Origin of the sequence: Microcoleus sp. N3A4 (assembly GCF_036701805.1) — a bacterium.
GTDB lineage: Bacteria > Cyanobacteriota > Cyanobacteriia > Cyanobacteriales > Microcoleaceae > Microcoleus.
On record NZ_JAUBRJ010000069.1, the window covers coordinates 1 to 16,293 of the forward strand.

At 44.9% G+C, this 16,293-nt stretch carries 20 protein-coding genes; 5 read left to right on the forward strand and 15 right to left on the reverse strand.

Features of this window, described 5'->3' with window-relative positions:
- Positions 1 to 324 precede the first annotated feature (324 nt).
- The gene (locus tag QUA56_RS28840; RefSeq protein ID WP_333365128.1) at positions 325 to 903 is read left to right on the forward strand and encodes a Uma2 family endonuclease; all 579 of its coding nucleotides are present in this window, start codon (positions 325 to 327) and stop codon (positions 901 to 903) included.
- Positions 904 to 925: 22 nt separating this feature from the next.
- On the opposite strand, the gene QUA56_RS28845 is transcribed toward QUA56_RS28840, so the two are convergent.
- From QUA56_RS28845 to QUA56_RS28890, 10 genes are all read right to left on the reverse strand, one after another.
- Positions 926 to 2,326 carry an ATP-binding protein gene (locus tag QUA56_RS28845; RefSeq protein WP_333365131.1) on the reverse strand — a complete coding sequence of 467 codons (1,401 nt, stop codon included), beginning with the start codon at positions 2,324 to 2,326 and terminating at the stop codon, positions 926 to 928.
- Between the two features lie 737 nt (positions 2,327 to 3,063).
- Positions 3,064 to 3,438 (reverse strand): clan AA aspartic protease, encoded by a 375-nt coding sequence (locus tag QUA56_RS28850; protein WP_333365133.1) that lies wholly within the window; start codon positions 3,436 to 3,438, stop codon positions 3,064 to 3,066.
- On the reverse strand, positions 3,435 to 3,875 hold the full coding sequence (locus tag QUA56_RS28855; RefSeq protein WP_333365136.1) for a hypothetical protein: 441 nt from the start codon (positions 3,873 to 3,875) through the stop codon (positions 3,435 to 3,437). The genes QUA56_RS28850 and QUA56_RS28855 overlap by 4 nt, the downstream gene beginning before the upstream one ends.
- 53 nt (positions 3,876 to 3,928) lie before the next feature.
- Positions 3,929 to 4,303 (reverse strand): DUF433 domain-containing protein, encoded by a 375-nt coding sequence (locus QUA56_RS28860; RefSeq protein WP_333365138.1) that lies wholly within the window; start codon positions 4,301 to 4,303, stop codon positions 3,929 to 3,931.
- 111 nt (positions 4,304 to 4,414) lie between these two features.
- Positions 4,415 to 5,062 (reverse strand): DUF3226 domain-containing protein, encoded by a 648-nt coding sequence (locus QUA56_RS28865; RefSeq protein WP_333365140.1) that lies wholly within the window; start codon positions 5,060 to 5,062, stop codon positions 4,415 to 4,417.
- Positions 5,063 to 5,067: 5 nt separating this feature from the next.
- Entirely contained in the window at positions 5,068 to 6,192 is a 1,125-nt protein-coding gene (locus QUA56_RS28870; protein WP_333365142.1) for an AAA family ATPase, read from the reverse strand.
- A gap of 45 nt (positions 6,193 to 6,237) precedes the next feature.
- Positions 6,238 to 6,843: a Uma2 family endonuclease gene (locus tag QUA56_RS28875; RefSeq protein ID WP_333365143.1), complete on the reverse strand. Its 606-nt coding sequence runs from the start codon at positions 6,841 to 6,843 to the stop codon at positions 6,238 to 6,240.
- Positions 6,844 to 6,907: 64 nt separating this feature from the next.
- The gene (locus tag QUA56_RS28880; RefSeq protein ID WP_333365145.1) at positions 6,908 to 7,516 is read right to left on the reverse strand and encodes a Uma2 family endonuclease; all 609 of its coding nucleotides are present in this window, start codon (positions 7,514 to 7,516) and stop codon (positions 6,908 to 6,910) included.
- A 596-nt stretch (positions 7,517 to 8,112) separates the two neighbouring features.
- Positions 8,113 to 8,316, reverse strand: coding sequence for a BamA/TamA family outer membrane protein (locus QUA56_RS28885; protein WP_333365147.1), 204 nt, complete (start codon positions 8,314 to 8,316; stop codon positions 8,113 to 8,115).
- A gap of 12 nt (positions 8,317 to 8,328) precedes the next feature.
- On the reverse strand, positions 8,329 to 8,469 hold the full coding sequence (locus QUA56_RS28890) for a hypothetical protein (protein ID WP_333365149.1): 141 nt from the start codon (positions 8,467 to 8,469) through the stop codon (positions 8,329 to 8,331).
- Between the two features lie 8 nt (positions 8,470 to 8,477).
- Between QUA56_RS28890 and QUA56_RS28895 the strand changes: the two genes are divergently transcribed.
- Positions 8,478 to 8,624, forward strand: coding sequence for a hypothetical protein (locus QUA56_RS28895; protein WP_333365151.1), 147 nt, complete (start codon positions 8,478 to 8,480; stop codon positions 8,622 to 8,624).
- Positions 8,625 to 8,871: 247 nt separating this feature from the next.
- On the opposite strand, the gene QUA56_RS28900 is transcribed toward QUA56_RS28895, so the two are convergent.
- Complete coding sequence (locus tag QUA56_RS28900) at positions 8,872 to 9,657, reverse strand: PspA/IM30 family protein (protein WP_333365153.1); 786 nt, start codon at positions 9,655 to 9,657, stop codon at positions 8,872 to 8,874.
- A gap of 70 nt (positions 9,658 to 9,727) precedes the next feature.
- Between QUA56_RS28900 and QUA56_RS28905 the strand changes: the two genes are divergently transcribed.
- The gene (locus QUA56_RS28905) at positions 9,728 to 9,904 is read left to right on the forward strand and encodes a hypothetical protein (protein WP_333365155.1); all 177 of its coding nucleotides are present in this window, start codon (positions 9,728 to 9,730) and stop codon (positions 9,902 to 9,904) included.
- Between the two features lie 54 nt (positions 9,905 to 9,958).
- Here the strand turns inward: QUA56_RS28905 and QUA56_RS28910 are convergent, their stop codons facing one another.
- Both QUA56_RS28910 and QUA56_RS28915 read right to left on the reverse strand, forming a co-directional pair.
- A complete protein-coding gene (locus QUA56_RS28910; RefSeq protein ID WP_333365157.1) occupies positions 9,959 to 10,663 on the reverse strand; it encodes a PspA/IM30 family protein in 705 nt (234 codons plus the stop codon).
- Between the two features lie 144 nt (positions 10,664 to 10,807).
- A complete protein-coding gene (locus QUA56_RS28915; RefSeq protein WP_333365159.1) occupies positions 10,808 to 12,031 on the reverse strand; it encodes an SPOR domain-containing protein in 1,224 nt (407 codons plus the stop codon).
- Between the two features lie 508 nt (positions 12,032 to 12,539).
- Between QUA56_RS28915 and QUA56_RS28920 the strand changes: the two genes are divergently transcribed.
- Positions 12,540 to 12,839, forward strand: a complete 300-nt coding sequence (locus QUA56_RS28920; RefSeq protein ID WP_333365161.1) for a hypothetical protein — start codon at positions 12,540 to 12,542, stop codon at positions 12,837 to 12,839.
- Positions 12,840 to 13,064: 225 nt separating this feature from the next.
- Here QUA56_RS28920 and menB read toward each other — a convergent pair whose 3' ends face one another.
- Positions 13,065 to 13,898, reverse strand: coding sequence for a 1,4-dihydroxy-2-naphthoyl-CoA synthase (menB, locus tag QUA56_RS28925; protein WP_333365211.1), 834 nt, complete (start codon positions 13,896 to 13,898; stop codon positions 13,065 to 13,067).
- A gap of 301 nt (positions 13,899 to 14,199) precedes the next feature.
- Between menB and QUA56_RS28930 the strand changes: the two genes are divergently transcribed.
- Complete coding sequence (locus tag QUA56_RS28930; RefSeq protein ID WP_333365163.1) at positions 14,200 to 15,408, forward strand: RNA-guided endonuclease TnpB family protein; 1,209 nt, start codon at positions 14,200 to 14,202, stop codon at positions 15,406 to 15,408.
- 259 nt (positions 15,409 to 15,667) lie between these two features.
- On the opposite strand, the gene QUA56_RS28935 is transcribed toward QUA56_RS28930, so the two are convergent.
- On the reverse strand, positions 15,668 to 16,264 hold the full coding sequence (locus tag QUA56_RS28935; RefSeq protein ID WP_333365165.1) for a TerB family tellurite resistance protein: 597 nt from the start codon (positions 16,262 to 16,264) through the stop codon (positions 15,668 to 15,670).
- Positions 16,265 to 16,293 lie beyond the last annotated feature (29 nt).

Here is a 16,293-nt window from a genome sequence, read left to right on the forward strand (position 1 = left end):
TCCTTCCATCAACGGTTAATTTTTAACTTGAGATAAACAAAAAGCGCTCCTAGAAATAGGGGCGCTTTTTGTTTGGGGAAAAATAATTTTGCGAACAATCAAACTCGGCGGTTGAAACCGCGTCTTGTCAAACGAAGTCTGCCTCCGCAGACTAAAGAATAGAATATTCAGATAGGCTTATATTGGGGAAAAATAATTTTGCGAACAATCAGACTCGGCGGTTGAAACCGCGTCTTGTCAAACGAAGTCTGCCTCCGCAGACTAAAGAATAGAATATTAGCATAGGCTTATATTATGGAAAAGCGATCGTAAAAGGTAAGTCAAATGGTTGTCGCAATTTCTAAAGCAGGATTGGGTACAGGTGCGGCCTTCCTGTCAAACGTGACATGGGAGACTTTGGAAAAGTTGGATGCAGATTTGGCGGACACTGGGGCGCATTTAACTTATTTGGATGGGTGTTTAGAAATTATGAGTCCTTTATCTGAGGCTCATGAAGAACCTAGAAACACTTTAGGGCAGCTTTTAGAAGTTTATATGCGGACGAAGGACATTCGTTTTTATGCGCGCGGTAGTACAACTATCGGGATGAAGAAATTAGGCGCGCGGAAAGAACCGGACGAGTCTTATTGTTTGGGTACGCGCAAGTCGGTTCCAGATTTGGCGATCGAGATAACAGTGACGAGTGGTGGAATTGATACGCTGGAAATCTATCGTCGGGTGGGTGTGCGAGAGGTTTGGTTTTGGGAGGATGGTGTAATTTCGGTTTATTGCTTGCGTCCTGCGGGATATGAGTTGGTTCGCAAGAGCGAACTGTTGCCGGAGTTGGATTTGCGATCGATCGAGTTTTATTCGCGGATGGCGGATCAATATGATGCGGTGAATGCTTTTATGCGATCGATGTAGAAGTTGAGAAGAGGGATCGATGTTACAGTTTTATACTGCTAGGATTTGACTGAGATTGAATGTATTGTTGAAATACAGGATTGAGTAAAAATAGCGCTCCCGCTCCTACTTGTACTTTTTCCAGTAAGCCGCGCCGCGCTAAAGATTGTATGGCTTGCCAAAATTCTGATTTAGATAACTCAATATCGGCAGGTGCTTGGGAAATATCTACCGCTTCATCTTGACTTGCTAACCAGTAGCCTACCTTTTTTTCTGACTCCGATAAACGCTCTAAGTGAGATTCTAAAATGGTTTCTAAGTCACCTAAATAAATATCATTATTATCTGTTAAAAACCGGGAAGCGCTACCGTCAAAGAATTCTAAAATTGTTGAAGCTATGATATTTAACCAGGAAGGATGACCTTGATAAAGGGCGATCAAGTCTGACCATTTTTGCTCATCTGCTAATCCTTTTTCTCTGAGAATTTCTGCCGATTCTTCCCCTAACCCTTTGAGGTGTAAAGTTCGTGCAGGTCGGTTTAGTGCTTCTAAAGCAGTAATTTCTCTGGGTTGTTCCCAACTGAGGATAATTAAACAACTCTGATGAGAGGATGTGGCAATTTGTTTGAAAAATTTGCCGTAGTCTTCATAGCCTCCTAAATATTGACCTGCTAGTTGACTGCTTTTAAAAATATTTTGTACGTCATCAAGGATTACTAAACAGCGAGAAGATCGAAAATAATCGATGACTGTGGGTAATGGGGGTTGTGGCGATCTCCCAAAAAATTGCTTGAGTTCGGTTTGGAGGGTTGAAAGTGTGGGTGTGTCAGCGAGGCTTAACCAAATAATATAATCAAATTGAGTTTGAGTTTGTTCGATGAGTTTGAGGGCGATCGCACTTTTGCCAATTCCGCTTAATCCGTAGACGGTAATCAAGCGGGTGTGGGCTTGTAAAATCCATTGCTTGAGGGTGGAGAGTTCTGAAGTGCGATCGTAAAAGCTGGTTAATTCGGGTGCGTCTGTTAAATCGATTATGGGCGATCGTTCTTTATTTTGGGGAGGGTCGGGGGAGTCGGGGGGAAAGGGCGATCGGGTTTGGGAATCTTTTATAGTTTGTAGAAATTCACCACAAATATTAACATTATCAATTTGTAAACAGTCTCCCGAATGGGCAACTTGAGAAACACGATATTTTTTTTCTAACTTAGAACGAAAATTAAACTTATTAAGGTCTTCTCCTAATTCCTTACCCAACTTTTCCCATAACTTAGCCGCTTCTTTTTTTACGTGAGATTCACTACAATTAAACTCTTTAGCTATTTGAGGATATTTTTGCCTTTGCCAAACACCCGTCACTATTGCTTCCTGTAGGGGTGTAAGATGTTCTCCAGTTTTGTCAACAATCAAATTATTCATCCATTGTACAACATCTTCAACATTCATACGTCAGCGTTGAGCGAGGTTTAGTGTACTATATTCTACCAATTCCTACATTGTCAACTGAATTATACCAAAATTCACTAAACTGGTTCAAGATGGTTAGAAAAATTGGGTGCTGAATCCCACGGTTTTGAGTTGTCGATGCTAAAACACATAAAATAAAATTAGGTAATACAACAGGTGATAACTCTGTTTAATCTCCCCACTTGCTGGGGAAACTAATTGATCGGAAAATTTGTCAAAAACTAGCTAAATAATCAAGAGGTTATTACTATCTATGGCTCTTAAAATGAATTTATTGTGTTCTTCTTGCAAATCTCGAACCTTGCATGAAGAAATGAGTTATACTGACTTAGCAAAACTTACTAATGAAAATGGAGTTTTGGAGAACGGTCTAGCTGTCCTTTTCGATCGTTATCCTTGGGCCAAGCGTTTCATCGGACTTAAGGAGACTGACTCTCGTAAGAACATAGTCCCCATGCAATGTACTGTATGTGGTTCTCCTCGTGGACTAGGCGATGGGATTTGAGAGTATTCTAGGAATCGCGATAGTGCTACTTGAGAGTCCTTTGGAAGCGTCAGAACTTTAGATTCAAGATTTTTAAGCGTCATAGTATTTAAGAATTTTATGATACATTAATTCTATCATACTTTGAAATTAAAAACTATATTACTAGCTGATTACTCGCAAGTCACGGAAGTGCGATCGCACCCAAAATTGTAATCAAATTCCTCGTCAGTCACGATCGCAAAATATCATCGACAAGAACCGTACCACCATCACAGAAGTCTATACTGAGATGATAATCTTCAAGTAGTGCACTCCCTATGAGCGGACGATGACCCATTCCTAGCACTGCAACATCTTTTTCTACACCATTCCACAAAATAGTTGCCAAATAAACGTTAGTTGCCACATGAGAATTATCAGCTAACTTTGCATTAATTTGTCCAAGATAAGGCAACGCAAGTTTAGCAATCGCAGTCGATGGCAAAGTCAAGAAACCTTCAAAACCTGTATCAACAACACACTCAATTTCTATATCTGAATTTTCTGGCAGACGCAAAGTTAAGCTAATTCTAGCTTGTCGCCCAACTACATTTCCTTGTATCATTCTGCCGTCCTGACCAATGTACCACCAACAGCGTAAACCGCATCAAAACCAATCCGTTCTCCCCAGATTATTGCATTAGGCTGTTTAACTTTTAATTTGCTACTCGTTACTACCAAGTCCTCACCAATTTCATATTCACCAGTCTCCACATTAATTGAAATAATCTTGCCAATATTCTCCGGTGTCTCTACTTGAGCGCGGATAAAATTCTCATAAAGTTCTTTGCCGCGTTTCTCAAACAATTGTTCAGCCGCAATGCCAGTAACTTCGCCGCCATCCATTTCGCGATCGCGCCTTTGGGCCTCCTCACCCCCGATCGATCCAACTTCTCGATCTATTTCACCACGCCCCAAGTGTTCTAGGAGTCGCGATAGTAGTGCTGCTTGAGAGTCCTTTGGAAGTGCAAGAACCTCAGATTCAAGATTTTCAAGTGTCATAGTATTTAAGATTGTTTTGATACATTAACTCTATCATACTTTGGGAGGAAAAACTATGGCTGAGACTTAAACTTTGCCTTAGCCGCTCGAAGCTTTTCCCAAGCAGCTTCGGTTCCTGGTTTTGGTGGCTGGGCCGCAATTCTGGCAATCAGATCGCGATTTTTTTCTTCATAGTACAGCCGCAGTTCTTCAGCTTCCTTAAGCACCATTTGATACTCGGCTTCAACATCAGCGCGATTTGCCTCAATATAAGCTAAAGCTGCATTAATTTGTGCTTCTGTAAGGTCAAACAATCCCCTGATAAACTTAGGCGGATATTGAGCCGTTACATAGTCCATGATGTCGTAGATGGTGATGCGCGTACCTGCGATCGTCAGTCCTCTTTCTGTACGGACGATCGCTGTTTGTTCGTTGGATACGGTTGTCATGCCGATAGTCTCCTAGAAGTTATTTTTATATGACTAGCTTATTCCGTGGAATTTTGAGATGAATTAACTCTATTATACTTTGCGATCGCTCTCTTAGGACGATCGCGGGAATTACGCTATCGATCCTTCCACAAATAAACGTATTAACCAATTACTGAATTTTACTGCGACATCTGTGTGAGGACGCAAAGCTTGACTTGTAATTGCCTTTCCCAAAGGATAACCAGGTTCATCATGCCAAGCAAGATATGTATGAATCACTGCTTTACTGCGATGCACTTCTTTGAATGTTGTGACCTCCCTTGCGTGCGCCTGTTCCACACATTCTCGCGCAAATGCCAAAGATGCTGGCTGTGCAAGTTCCGCACAAAAGTCTTCTAACATACCAGAATCTTGATTATTAGGCATGAGCCAAAACCCCAGTTTAGGTTCATCTGAAGAAGTCTCGACTACCGTTCCATCAGCATCAGGATTGTTCAGTAACGTATAACTGTAATGTTGTAACTTGCTTTTTATACTTTGCCATCGGCCTTCAAGAGAAGTGTCAGCATCAAGCATAACTCCTATTACTTGAGGAGGATTAGGACGTATAATCAGCGCATTTAATCGTTTTAAAACGCGGTCATCTGAACCACATTCATATATACCGAAAGTCTCAGGAACATTATGAGCTTTACATAAAGCCATAACAACATGGCAATCATTAACTCCTTCAACAAGTAAAACTTTATCTGTATCTTGCTTGCAAACATCGCTCATACTACTTACCGCACTTCAACATCCATATCCATCGAATCATTGAGGGTCTCCGCTGTATATTCTGTAGCTTTGATTAACCCATTCTTTTCATCAAGTCTAAAGAAAGCACCAAGCGTAGGATCGTTATTCCATGCCTGGTCGAAACCTTTTATACAATCGCGGCTGTGAGTGGTTGCAAAGACTTGAACATTAAGTCTATCCGATAGCTGAAAAACAATATCCCAAACTTTGGGTTGAACACTCCAGTGCAATCCATTTTCAAATTCATCAATTAAAAGCAGTCCGTTTCGAGCATTTACAATAGCAACAATTATATGGAACAAACGAGTCATACCATCTCCCATACTCTTGAGAGGTAATGGTTCCTCTATGCCTTTAATTTTTACTAAAGGAACACGGTTGTCACTTGCAGTACCTCTACTAACGTCCTCTACAAAAGCGACTCCAGTAACTCGATCGTCAATTAAACGAAGCGCAGAAATAACCTCCGACTCTAAATCTGTCAAGCTCGTTAAATCCCAAAGAGCAGCTAATTTTCGATTAGGCATATTTGCTGTAGAAACAATCTGCCATGTGTATTTAAACTCTGATTCCTGCCTTTCATAAAAAATTCTAGAGCTACGTCGAATGTCTCTGATATTTCTATCTAATCTGAAAATTCTTCTAGTTCTTTCGCCTTCTTCTGCTACGAGAAAAACTTCAACATTAGATATATCTTCGTCAAACTCCACATCAGAGATGCGAATTTTCCTGATTGTGCCTTCGTCATCATTTTTATTCTGGTATGCGCCAGCGCCGATCCGGAGTTTTATGTTTGAAGAAACTTCTCCAAGAGAAATCCCATCTCCTCCTATGCTGGGCAATTTATGCCCAAAGAATAGATGCCGCACAGGATTACTGATAAAATTTTGGGAATGTGGCTGAGCTTCGCTAAACCAAGTCTCTTGCCTAGACTCTACAAGCTCAAGCATGACGGTAGCAGAAGCGTTGCTGGCATATAGTTCTACTGCTTCAAGAAATGTACTCTTTCCTGAATTATTCTTGCCAACAATCAGGTTGACACGACCCAGATTTTTAACTTCAAGGTGTTGAAATAGCCTAAAGTTGTGTATCTGAAATGACTCCAGCATACAAGATTCCTATAAGTTTTTATAACTAGCTTATATTATATTTGCTTAAAAAGCCAGTTTTTGAAATAACTCCGCAACCGGAAGAGTAAAGCCGGAGACGATTTCTTCGCCATCGAGGGAGTCCGTAGACTTGAGCAGGCGATCGGGTTCTTGGGACGATCGATACACCAACACATACTGTTCTTTAGGATGAATCACCCAGACTAAACGCGCCCCATTCTCGAAATATTCTACGAGTTTGTCGTGAATTTCTGCCACTGTATTGCTAGGAGAAAGGATTTCTACGGCAAGATCCGGCGCACCTTCTAGGAAGCCATCGGGGAGATCGTCTAGCCCTTGCAGGCGTTCTTTTGCCATGAAGGAAACATCGGGCGATCGCTTGTTCTCTGATTTCATCTTAAAAGCGGTGCTGGATTCGAACATCGCGCCTAGTTTTTGAATGTGGACATACCCACCGAGCAAAATCATCAAGATACTGCAAACATAACCGTGTTTTGCACCCGAGTTTCCCATATCAATTAGTTCTCCATTGACAATTTCGTAGCGGTGTCCATCTCGGTTGAGTGCCATGAATTCAGCATCAGTCCAGACTTTTTCCTCTGCTGTGGTTTCAAGTTCGTTTTGCCCTGGATGTTGAATTAGAGTAACCATAGCTTTCTCCTAAACTTATATTTCTAGTTAAACATGATTTATTTCAAATTTGAAAAAATCGCCCTTAAAAATTAAGGCGGCGGTAGACTTCAGACATCGGAAGTTCTATATTTAAACTGTGCAGGACGATCGCCCGATCGATCCCATCGCACACTTGCCATTGCCAGCGATCGCTACTTTGGCGATCGCCATTATAATATTGCTCAATATAGGGTTCCGTTTGACTAACCAGCAGATATTCACAAAAACTAGCAAGAGAGCGATATTTTCTGAACTTTTCACCTCGATCGTAGGCTTCCGTAGAGGGGGAAAGAACTTCGACAATCAGTAAAGGGTTGAGAATTTCATCCGTGCGATCGCCATTGAGCTCCGGTTCGCCATTGACGACTATCAAATCAGCGTAGGTGCCGCACCTATGTTCGGGAATCCAAACCCGCAAATCGCTGTTATACAAGCGAAAATCGGTGTCTCTCAGCAAAAATCCCAAGTAAATTAACAAGTTACAGGCGATCGCACTGTGGACTTCTGAACCTCCTGACATAGCAATAATTTCTCCGTTACAATATTCGTGACGTTCTTCAGCGGTTTCCTCGATCGCCCGGTATTCATCTGGAGTAAAGCGAGTCTTTGTCGCATCTGAAAGATTTGGCGGGTTGGTTTGAGTAATAACCACGATCGCACCTCCTAAATAATTAGACCTTAAATAATTATGGCTTACCGCTAGATAATTGTCTCAACCAAAAGCCGTTTGTCTGGATTCCATTCAAATTCCATAAAGAACTCTCCATCCCTTTGTCCTCTTCTGCTTCACAACCGCTAAATTCTAGCTTTTCTTTTACCTTTAACACTCAACTGCTTTGTAATCGATGTATAATAATGCAAAGCAAAAAGCAGATTAATTACAAAAAATACCAAAGTTAAAACAAAGGTAAAAAAAGACGTAAACGACAGTCTGGAAGTCATCGTAAATATCGCCAAAATGATTGAGCAAAGCCCAAAACCCGAAGCAAAAGAACTTAAAAGCAGCAACCGCACCTTAGACATAGTTTAATTGAAAAATTATCAGTAAAATGCACTCTTGGCAGCTACCGATGAGTGCCAAATGATACTTATTACTATATAGCGGAATTACTCAGTTCCGCCAAGGGCAAAACGGCTGCTTTCCTAAAAAGGTTTGAATTCTACTGAAAAATACAGCCCGCGCTCTTGTAAACTTCTGTTGCTCGACTTAATATCAATGAACGGAATTTCCCAGCCTCCGCGAGCCTTTCACCTCTCGCCGTACTGCCACCGCAAGCCCAATCCCGCTGACAGCAAAGTATTCGCTTCCAGAGCCACCCTTCCCCCGCTCTTTGTCCAAACATTGCCAAAATCCACAAATGGCGTCACCTGCAAAACTCCTTGTTTGTCGCCGGTACGCAAAATCGGATACCGCAACTCGGCTGAAGCAAAAATCCTGCTATCGGCCAGCACAGCATCCTGACGTTAGCCCCGCACTGTCTGCAAGCCGCCCAAACCAAATTTTTCGATCGGCAAAAGCTCACCTCCAGCCAACTGCCGATCCGATCGCACCACCAGCAGCGTCTCAGGAGCCAACAACCGCAAGTATTGCAATTGACCCCGCACGCCAAAAATTGACTCTCAGGCCCGCTGCTGCTCACCGCAGCGCCAAATGCTCCGACTCCCAAACAGAAGTGCGATCGCGCCGCCAACACATCTTTCTCTGCCCTGGTAAAATCCTGAAACAGCCTCTAGAAGGTTGCACGGGCATGACAAATTAGCCATATTTTATAGTTATTCACACTTACGGGCGCGATCGGCGCAATTGCAAGAAATAAAATTACTCTATCAATTTTTTTTAAAGACTTAAGCCGTTAACTCAACATAAAGATAGTTGACAAAACGCCAACTTTTTATACAAGTAAACTGCCCCGGAAAAAAGCTCCGACCTCCCCAAGCTAGCGCTGTAGGTCGGCGGAGCATTCTATCAAAGCTGCCATCTGAGAAATAGGTAAATTTTGATAGAAATTACATTTTATTGAGCTGCGATCGCAATTCTTCCAACTCAGCGTCAATTACCGGGCTCGACTCCGAGCTACTAGCTGCTGCCGTTTTACCCGCTGCCGGCAATTGACCTTGAGACACAGAACCTCCGGTCAGTTGAGCTTTCATCTGAGCCAACTCATCGTCAACATCGCCACCGCTTTCGAGCAAGCGGAACTGTTCCTCTAAACTGCTACCGCTTGCAGCCAGTTCTGCCGAAGCTCCCGCGCGAGCTTCAATCTGCAAAACTTTTTCTTCCATGCGATCGAAAGCCGCCATTGAACTGCCAGTATTCAGGGAGCCAATGGAATTGTTGAGCTGTTCCTGAGCCTTAGCAGCGGATATTCTCGCCTTGAGCATATCCTTCTTCGTCTTAGCTTCGGAAATCTTGCTCTCCAAACCGATCAAGTTGCGCTTGAGACTTTCCACCTGACCCGATTGCTGTTCCAGACTGTTTTTCAGGGTAGCGGCCGTTTCAGCGTGAGACTTTTTACGCACCAGCGCTTCGCGGGCCAAAGTCTCGTCTCCTTTTTGCAGGGCGAGCTGAGCGCGCTGCTGCCACTGGTTAGATTGAGACTCAGCTTGATTGTACTGAGTCTGGGTGCGCTTTTGAGCGGCGATCGCGCTGGCCACCGCCTGACGCAACTGCACCAAGTCTTCCTGCATATCCGTAACGGACTGTTCTAAAATCTTTTCCGGGTCTTCAGCTTTGTTGACCAGATCGTTAAGATTGGCTTTGACGACTCGGCTAATGCGGTCAAATAATCCCATAATGCTATTTTTCCTGGATGAGGTGTACGAAGTAGGCGGAAAGCAGGCTTGATAGCGCTAGCCCGCAGTTGTGAAATTCACTCTTGTCAGATTTTTAGTGCGATTTAGTCTTTGGCAATTTTTACAGACAGATAAATCCAGTTTAAAGCGATCGAGTAATGTGATGCAGGCAAGCTTATTCATGCACCTATCTACTGAGTTTAACTTCGATCCGGGAATTACCCAACACGTTTCGACCTATCTCTAGCTGCGCTGTTGAGAAGTTTTTGCTCATCCAAACTATTGTTGTGCACGCGGGCGTTCAGGATGCGGGCGGCTCGCCGGATGGCAATTGGGGTGTATTTTTGCCCGGAAGTATTTGTGCTTTCATCGCCTCCAACTCGGCATCGACATCGCCAGCACCTTCGAGAGAGAGAAACTTCTTTTCTAAATCGCTGGTTCCGAGTTCTGCGATTGCTTCGGAGCGAGCTTCTAGCTGCATGACTTTCTCTTCCATCCGTTCAAACGCGCTCAAAGCGCTGCCGCTATTGAGATTGCCCATCATTTCTTGAAGCCTTTCCGACGATGCGGCCGATCGAGCTCGGGCAATGTACATATCTTTTTTAGATTTTGCCTCGGAAATTTTACTTTCGAGCGCCCGCATATTTTCTTTAAGTTGAGTCACAACAGCGTTCTGCTGTCCGAGACTGGCTTTCATCGCCGTTGCCGTTTCTTGATAAGATTTCTTGCGCGTCAGAGCTTCCCGCGCCAAATTTTCCTCACCTTTTTGCAAAGCTAGCTGCGCCCGCTGATACCATTCTGCGGCTGTAGACTCAGCTTGGGAACACTGGCGTTCGGTGCGTTTTTGAGCTGCAATCGCTCCTGCCACAGCTTGTCTGAGCTGCACTAAATCTTCCTGCATATCCATTACAGCTTGTTCCAGAATTTTTTCTGGATCTTCTGCGGCCCCGACCAAACTGTTAATATTGGCTCGAATCACTCGCCAAAGGCGATCGAATAATCCCATTTTGCCCGTCTCCCGATTTTATTAAATTTTAGATTTAGGACTGGGAATTGACAATTAAAAAACCAATTTTGTGTTAGACAAAACATTCCTCATTGTCTAGCTTTGTCTAACAATTTAGTTAAAGTTTTTCACCCTTTACCTAATTTATGGCTGATAGTATTGCGGCTTCACCCCTTTTGCTTGGAGTTCTTTCACCAAACGTTCTGCTGAGGCAGCATCGTTCAAAGCCCCCATTTGGATCTTGACACCCTTTGAGAAGTTTCGCACGTAGGCATCAGGAACTGCGGTTCTGGCTTGCTGCAACGATTTTTGATCGGTGTAATCGGTGACAACGTAATAGAAACCGTCGGCAGCCCGCGCAGGCCTTCCCAGCGGGGATGCGGCAGCAGGCTGGGCCGGGGATGCTGTCGCCGGGGATGCGGCGGCAGGCTGGGCTGGGGAGGGTGTTGGAGGCAGAGTCGGCAGAGTCGGCACAGGCTGGGCGGCGCTGGGGCTGGGAGTGGGAAGCAAAGCCGTGCTGAGATTATTTAGTCCTTGTTCCCTGCCTCTGGCCGGGTTGCCGTCTTCTGTCGGAATCGGGACAGCCGCGCCCGGGCCCGGAGGCGCTGCGGGATTGGGCGGGATTGATGCTTTTGGCGACGGGGAAGCAATCGGGCTGGCTGTCGGCTTGACATTGCTGAGAGTGCTCAAATCTAGCTCGACAAATTCCTTGGATACCAGATTGGGAGCTTTCGGCAGTTCCTTGGTGCCGGTATCTGAGATGGCAGTAGAGGCGGGACTGTCGCTTGGAGAGGGTGAGGTGCGATCGAGCAAACGGTTCAGGCCGGCCATCTTCACCAGACTTGACGGGTGCATGACTGCGTAGCCCAAAGCTGTGCACGACAGCAGAAACAGCAGCATCGAACTCAGTCCCAAGGGAGTTAACAGACTGGCGGCTAAACTGCGTTCAACCGCAGGCTCGGCTTTTTGGTCATCCAAACTTTCGATCAGTTTTTCGCTTGATTCGAGATAATTGTTGGGTGCGAGCCCGCTGCTAGATAATTTTGTGCCGCCCCTGGTAGTTGCTAGCGGGGCATCGCCCTGGCGGCCGGCAAGGGATAGGGGCAGGGACAGGGGCTGCTGAGTTTCCTCCGCTGCCTCCGGCTGCCGGTTTTGGGCTAGCTGTTGCTCGGTTGTGGCTGTTTGCTTGCCGCCAGTACGAACTGATGGCGAGACCCACTGTTCGGCGCGCCGCCTGTGCCTTCTGTATGCAGTCAGTTCTGTTTCTAGGCTTACATCCAGACACCCCAGGACTGCTTGCAAAGCTGGTTTGATGGGAGTTGAAGAGGATTGATGATTTGGGGATTCAACCGAAGAACGCTTACTCATTAGCAAAATTCCTACCGCATCTGAATTGATTTTAATGTTTTGATTTTAGAGATAAACAAGAAGCTTGAAAACTTGCCTATTTTATGATTAGCTACTTTTGGCGTCAAGGCAACTGCTGCCCTTGGGTTTGCTGTCGATCGCCGTCCGCTATCTTTTCCTTTTAAAACTTAATTGTTGCTTTGTCCCGGAAGCTGCTTGCCCAAACTCTAAACAGCTTTTTGTATCCTGAGCTACCGCTTGATTATCACCTCTCATACTCGTTGCGCCTTTGTACTTTTTCTTGATCCCTGACGGCTTTATAAACTTTTAACCTGTCTTTTTACTTATAAAATGAGCAAAGACTAAGCTAATTGTTTCTATATATAACAAGATTATAAATAAATTATAAAATTTAATTATCCTCTGGGGATCGCTACAACCCAGACAGCGTAAAGGCTGCAATCCTCTAAGACGGGCTAGCTCTACATTGGAGAATTAGACATGAATCATGATTTACCTAAGAACTTTTATGAAAACCTCATTAACTTCAGCTTGTCGTCACTGTCGCCACTATAGCCCAGAGGGGAGACGTGGCGGTGTGTGCGATCTGCTGAGCGTGCCGGTTCAAAGTCAGTGGAAAGCTTGTTCTTTAGCGGTTTCGCCTTTTGGGGCATCTTGGGAAAACATAGAAGAAATTGGACTGTGGCAAGAACAGACTTTGACCTTACCAGAGGCCGCCGTCACTGTCACTGTTTCTGAGCGCAATGCCTGCCAGCTTACAGGCACAACGTTAACTGAAAAATCTACAGCAGCATCTCGGTCTAGTTAGTCCGCAGCAGGAGAGCTCATACCATTTTCGATTTTCGATTTTCGATTGGGGATCACCGATGACTATCATGGTTTGAATCTGGCAAAGCAGTTTCATTCTTTTTGGTAACAGGTATCAATACTGACACTTTTGGACGATCGGGTGCATTTGACTTTACTAACTCATCAAAATTAGCAGCATCTACTTTAATATGAGCCCATAAAAAAAATTGATTTCTGCCTCCAGCTACGGCAGCCAAGGATATTGACTAAAATCAGGTTCCCGTTTTTCCAAAAAGGCTTGTTTGCCTTCGGCGCCTTCCTGGGTCATATAGTAGAGCAAGGTGGCATTTCCGGCTAGTTCTTGCAAACCGGCTTGACCGTCGCAGTCGGCATTAAAAGCGGATTTTAAACAGCGAATCGCGATCGGACTTTTTTCTAAAATTTCCCCAGCCCACTGAATGCCTTCTAGTTCGAGTTGCTCGACGGGGACGACGCAGTTGACTAAACCCATCTCTAGGGCTTGCTGCGCGCTGTACTGGCGGCACAAAAACCAAATTTCTCTGGCTTTTTTCTGGCCGACAACTCTGGCGAGATAGCTAGCTCCGAAACCACCGTCGAAACTGCCGACTTTTGGCCCGGTCTGTCCGAAAATAGCATTGTCAGCAGCGATCGTCAAGTCGCAAATTAAGTGCAGAACGTGACCGCCTCCAATTGCGTAGCCTGCAACTAAAGCAATTACAACTTTGGGCATCGATCGAATCAACTTCTGCAAGTCGAGCACGTTCAAGCGGGGTATGCCACCTTCGTCTACATATCCCGCGACACCCCGCACGCTTTGGTCGCCGCCGGCGCAAAAGGCGTATTTGCCGTCTGTATGAGGCCCCGCACCGGTGAAAAGGACAACGCCGATTTTTGTGTCTTCGCGGGCATCAGTAAAGGCATCGCACAGTTCCTGCACGGTTTTGGGACGGAAAGCGTTCCGTTTGTGAGGTCGATTGATGGTAATTTTGGCGGTGCCGCCGCTTTTGTGATAGAGAATGTCTTCGTAGGTTTTGGCGGTTTGCCATTCAATTTGCATAATCAATCGATTTGGGATTTGAAACCGAGCTGGAGCTATCGAGGCTGCGATAATTCGCTTTTAGATTTTAGCTAGGCAGACGGGAATCCCCACAGTATAGTCGTACTCGACTTACTCTGGGGATGAGAGTTGAGTGAGTTGACGATTGCACCGTCAAATAAATTAAAAAGCGATTCTCTCTTTGATTGAGGCAGTGTAGGAGAAAACGAACCCTTCGACTACGCGAGCGCCCAAGTGCAAATCTATTGCTCTATCCAATGCTCTATGTTATCATGGTTAGCAGAACTGCGGTAAAAATATTGTGTTAAAAGCGGTCAAGGTCAGAATCTATCCCAACAAAGAACAACAAAGTCATTTGGCCGGGGCCTTTGGCTGTGTTCGTTGGGTGTGGAATCAGTCTCTTGCTACCATGTCCCAGACCTACAAGGAAACTGGCAAGGGTATCGGAGCCTTAACAATGAAGAAACAGATACCTGTTTGGAAAAAGGAGCATGAGTGGCTCAAAGAATGCTATTCCCAATGCCTGCAATCTTCTTGTCTGAATCTGTCTCAAGCTTTTATCAACTTCTTTGATGGTCGATCGCAGTACCCTACATTCAAAAAGCGTCAGGGTAGACAATCAGTGCAGTACCCTCAGAACGTCAAAATTCTGAGTAACTCCTCGATTAAGTTCCCTGGAAATCTTGGCATCGTAAAAGCCAAAATTCATCGTGATACTGTTGGCAAATTAAGAACTGTCACGGTGTCTAAAATGCCTGACGGTCGTTATTACGCTTCCTTGTTAATGGAGGATGGGCAGGAGTCACCGACAGCCAGTGAAGAGGGTAAAGCCATCGGCATAGACTTGGGACTGCTTGATTTTGCTGTCACATCTAACGGCTCAAAGTATCAAAATCCCAGACATCTCAAGAAACACGAACGCAACCTCAAACGCAAACAGCGTCAGCTATCTCGTAAAAAGGATAAGACGACTAACAAACGCCGCAAAGCTAAAATAGCTGTTGCCAAGGTGCATTCAAAAATAGCCAGAGTGCGTGAAGATTTCCGACATAAACTATCCCGTAAGATAGTCAACGAAAACCAAGTTATTGTTGTCGAAAATCTGGCAGTAAAGAACATGGTCAAGAATCCCAATTTCGCCAAAGCAATAAGTGATGCTAGTTGGGGGATGTTCTGCACTATGCTCAAGTACAAAGCAGAGGCAGAAGGCAAAGTTTACCTAGAAGTAGGTAGATTTTTCCCTTCGTCACACCTGTGCTCAAATACTTTACTGCTAATACCAAAAATGGATCTATCAGTTCGTGAATTTAACTGTCCCCACTGCAATGAGCGACACGATAGAGACATCAACGCGGCGATTAACATCAGAAACGAAGGCTTACGGATATTGGCGTTGGGAACCAGCGTTACTGCCTTTGGAGGCAATGTAAGACCAAAACAGTATGGGCGAAAGTCTACTGCTGTAGAGGCGGTTGCCCTTGAATTGGGAAGCCCAGATCGTACTGCCTAGCAGTTGATGTGTGGTAGTTCACATGGATTCGGTTCAATAGGATACAAGGGTCGATCGACTCTTGCCAAAAAAATAAAGCGGGACTTACGCAGAAACCGGGTTTTTCACCAAAATACGCCATGCAGCGCTGCATGAATCGGTTAAAAAACCCAGTTTTTGAGCGCCTTGGCGCGCAATTCGCGTCTAAAATCGAAAAAGCGTCAAATCCTCTTCCCTCTTTCTCAGTCTTTATACTGCGAATAAATTTATATCCGCTGCATTATTTGCGGTGTAAAATACCCAGCAGGTGCTTTGCTGCTTTGGCAAATACCGGATCGCAAGAGTCGAATTCGCTGGGAGCAAGTAAAGCTTGAACTTCGGCAAAAGCTTCTGAGTCGAGGGTTCCTTCTTTCGTAAATAAAGTGTCTATGACTGCAATGTGTCTGGAGTCGAGGCCGAGCCGATTTCCGATCGACTGTAAGTACATTTGCTCCCGGAGGTCGATGTGTCCGTCTACCGCTGACATTTCGTAGCCGGAACCGATGAGCAACAGCTTTTCTGATTCTGAGAACAAAGCTGTCAGGGTTAGCAATTCCGTGGGGTTGAAGTAAACCTGCTGTTTGGAGACTCCTTTGACAAGGCGCTGAATTAGTTCTATCCGATCGCGGTCGCCGCTGGCAAAGGCTTTGAGAGTCTTTTGCAACCGTTCTTCTTCTTCAACTGCGATCGTCCTGTCAATAATCATCACTCCGCGCAGGATGGAAATTAGAGCAGTCAGAAACACTACCAAAGGAGTGATATCTTGTTCGCGGAGCTTTTGCCGGCTAATGCGGCACAACAGCTCAACAACTTCAGTGCCGATCGTGGTGGTGTCCATAATTAAAAATAACTCTCGATTGGGCTGTA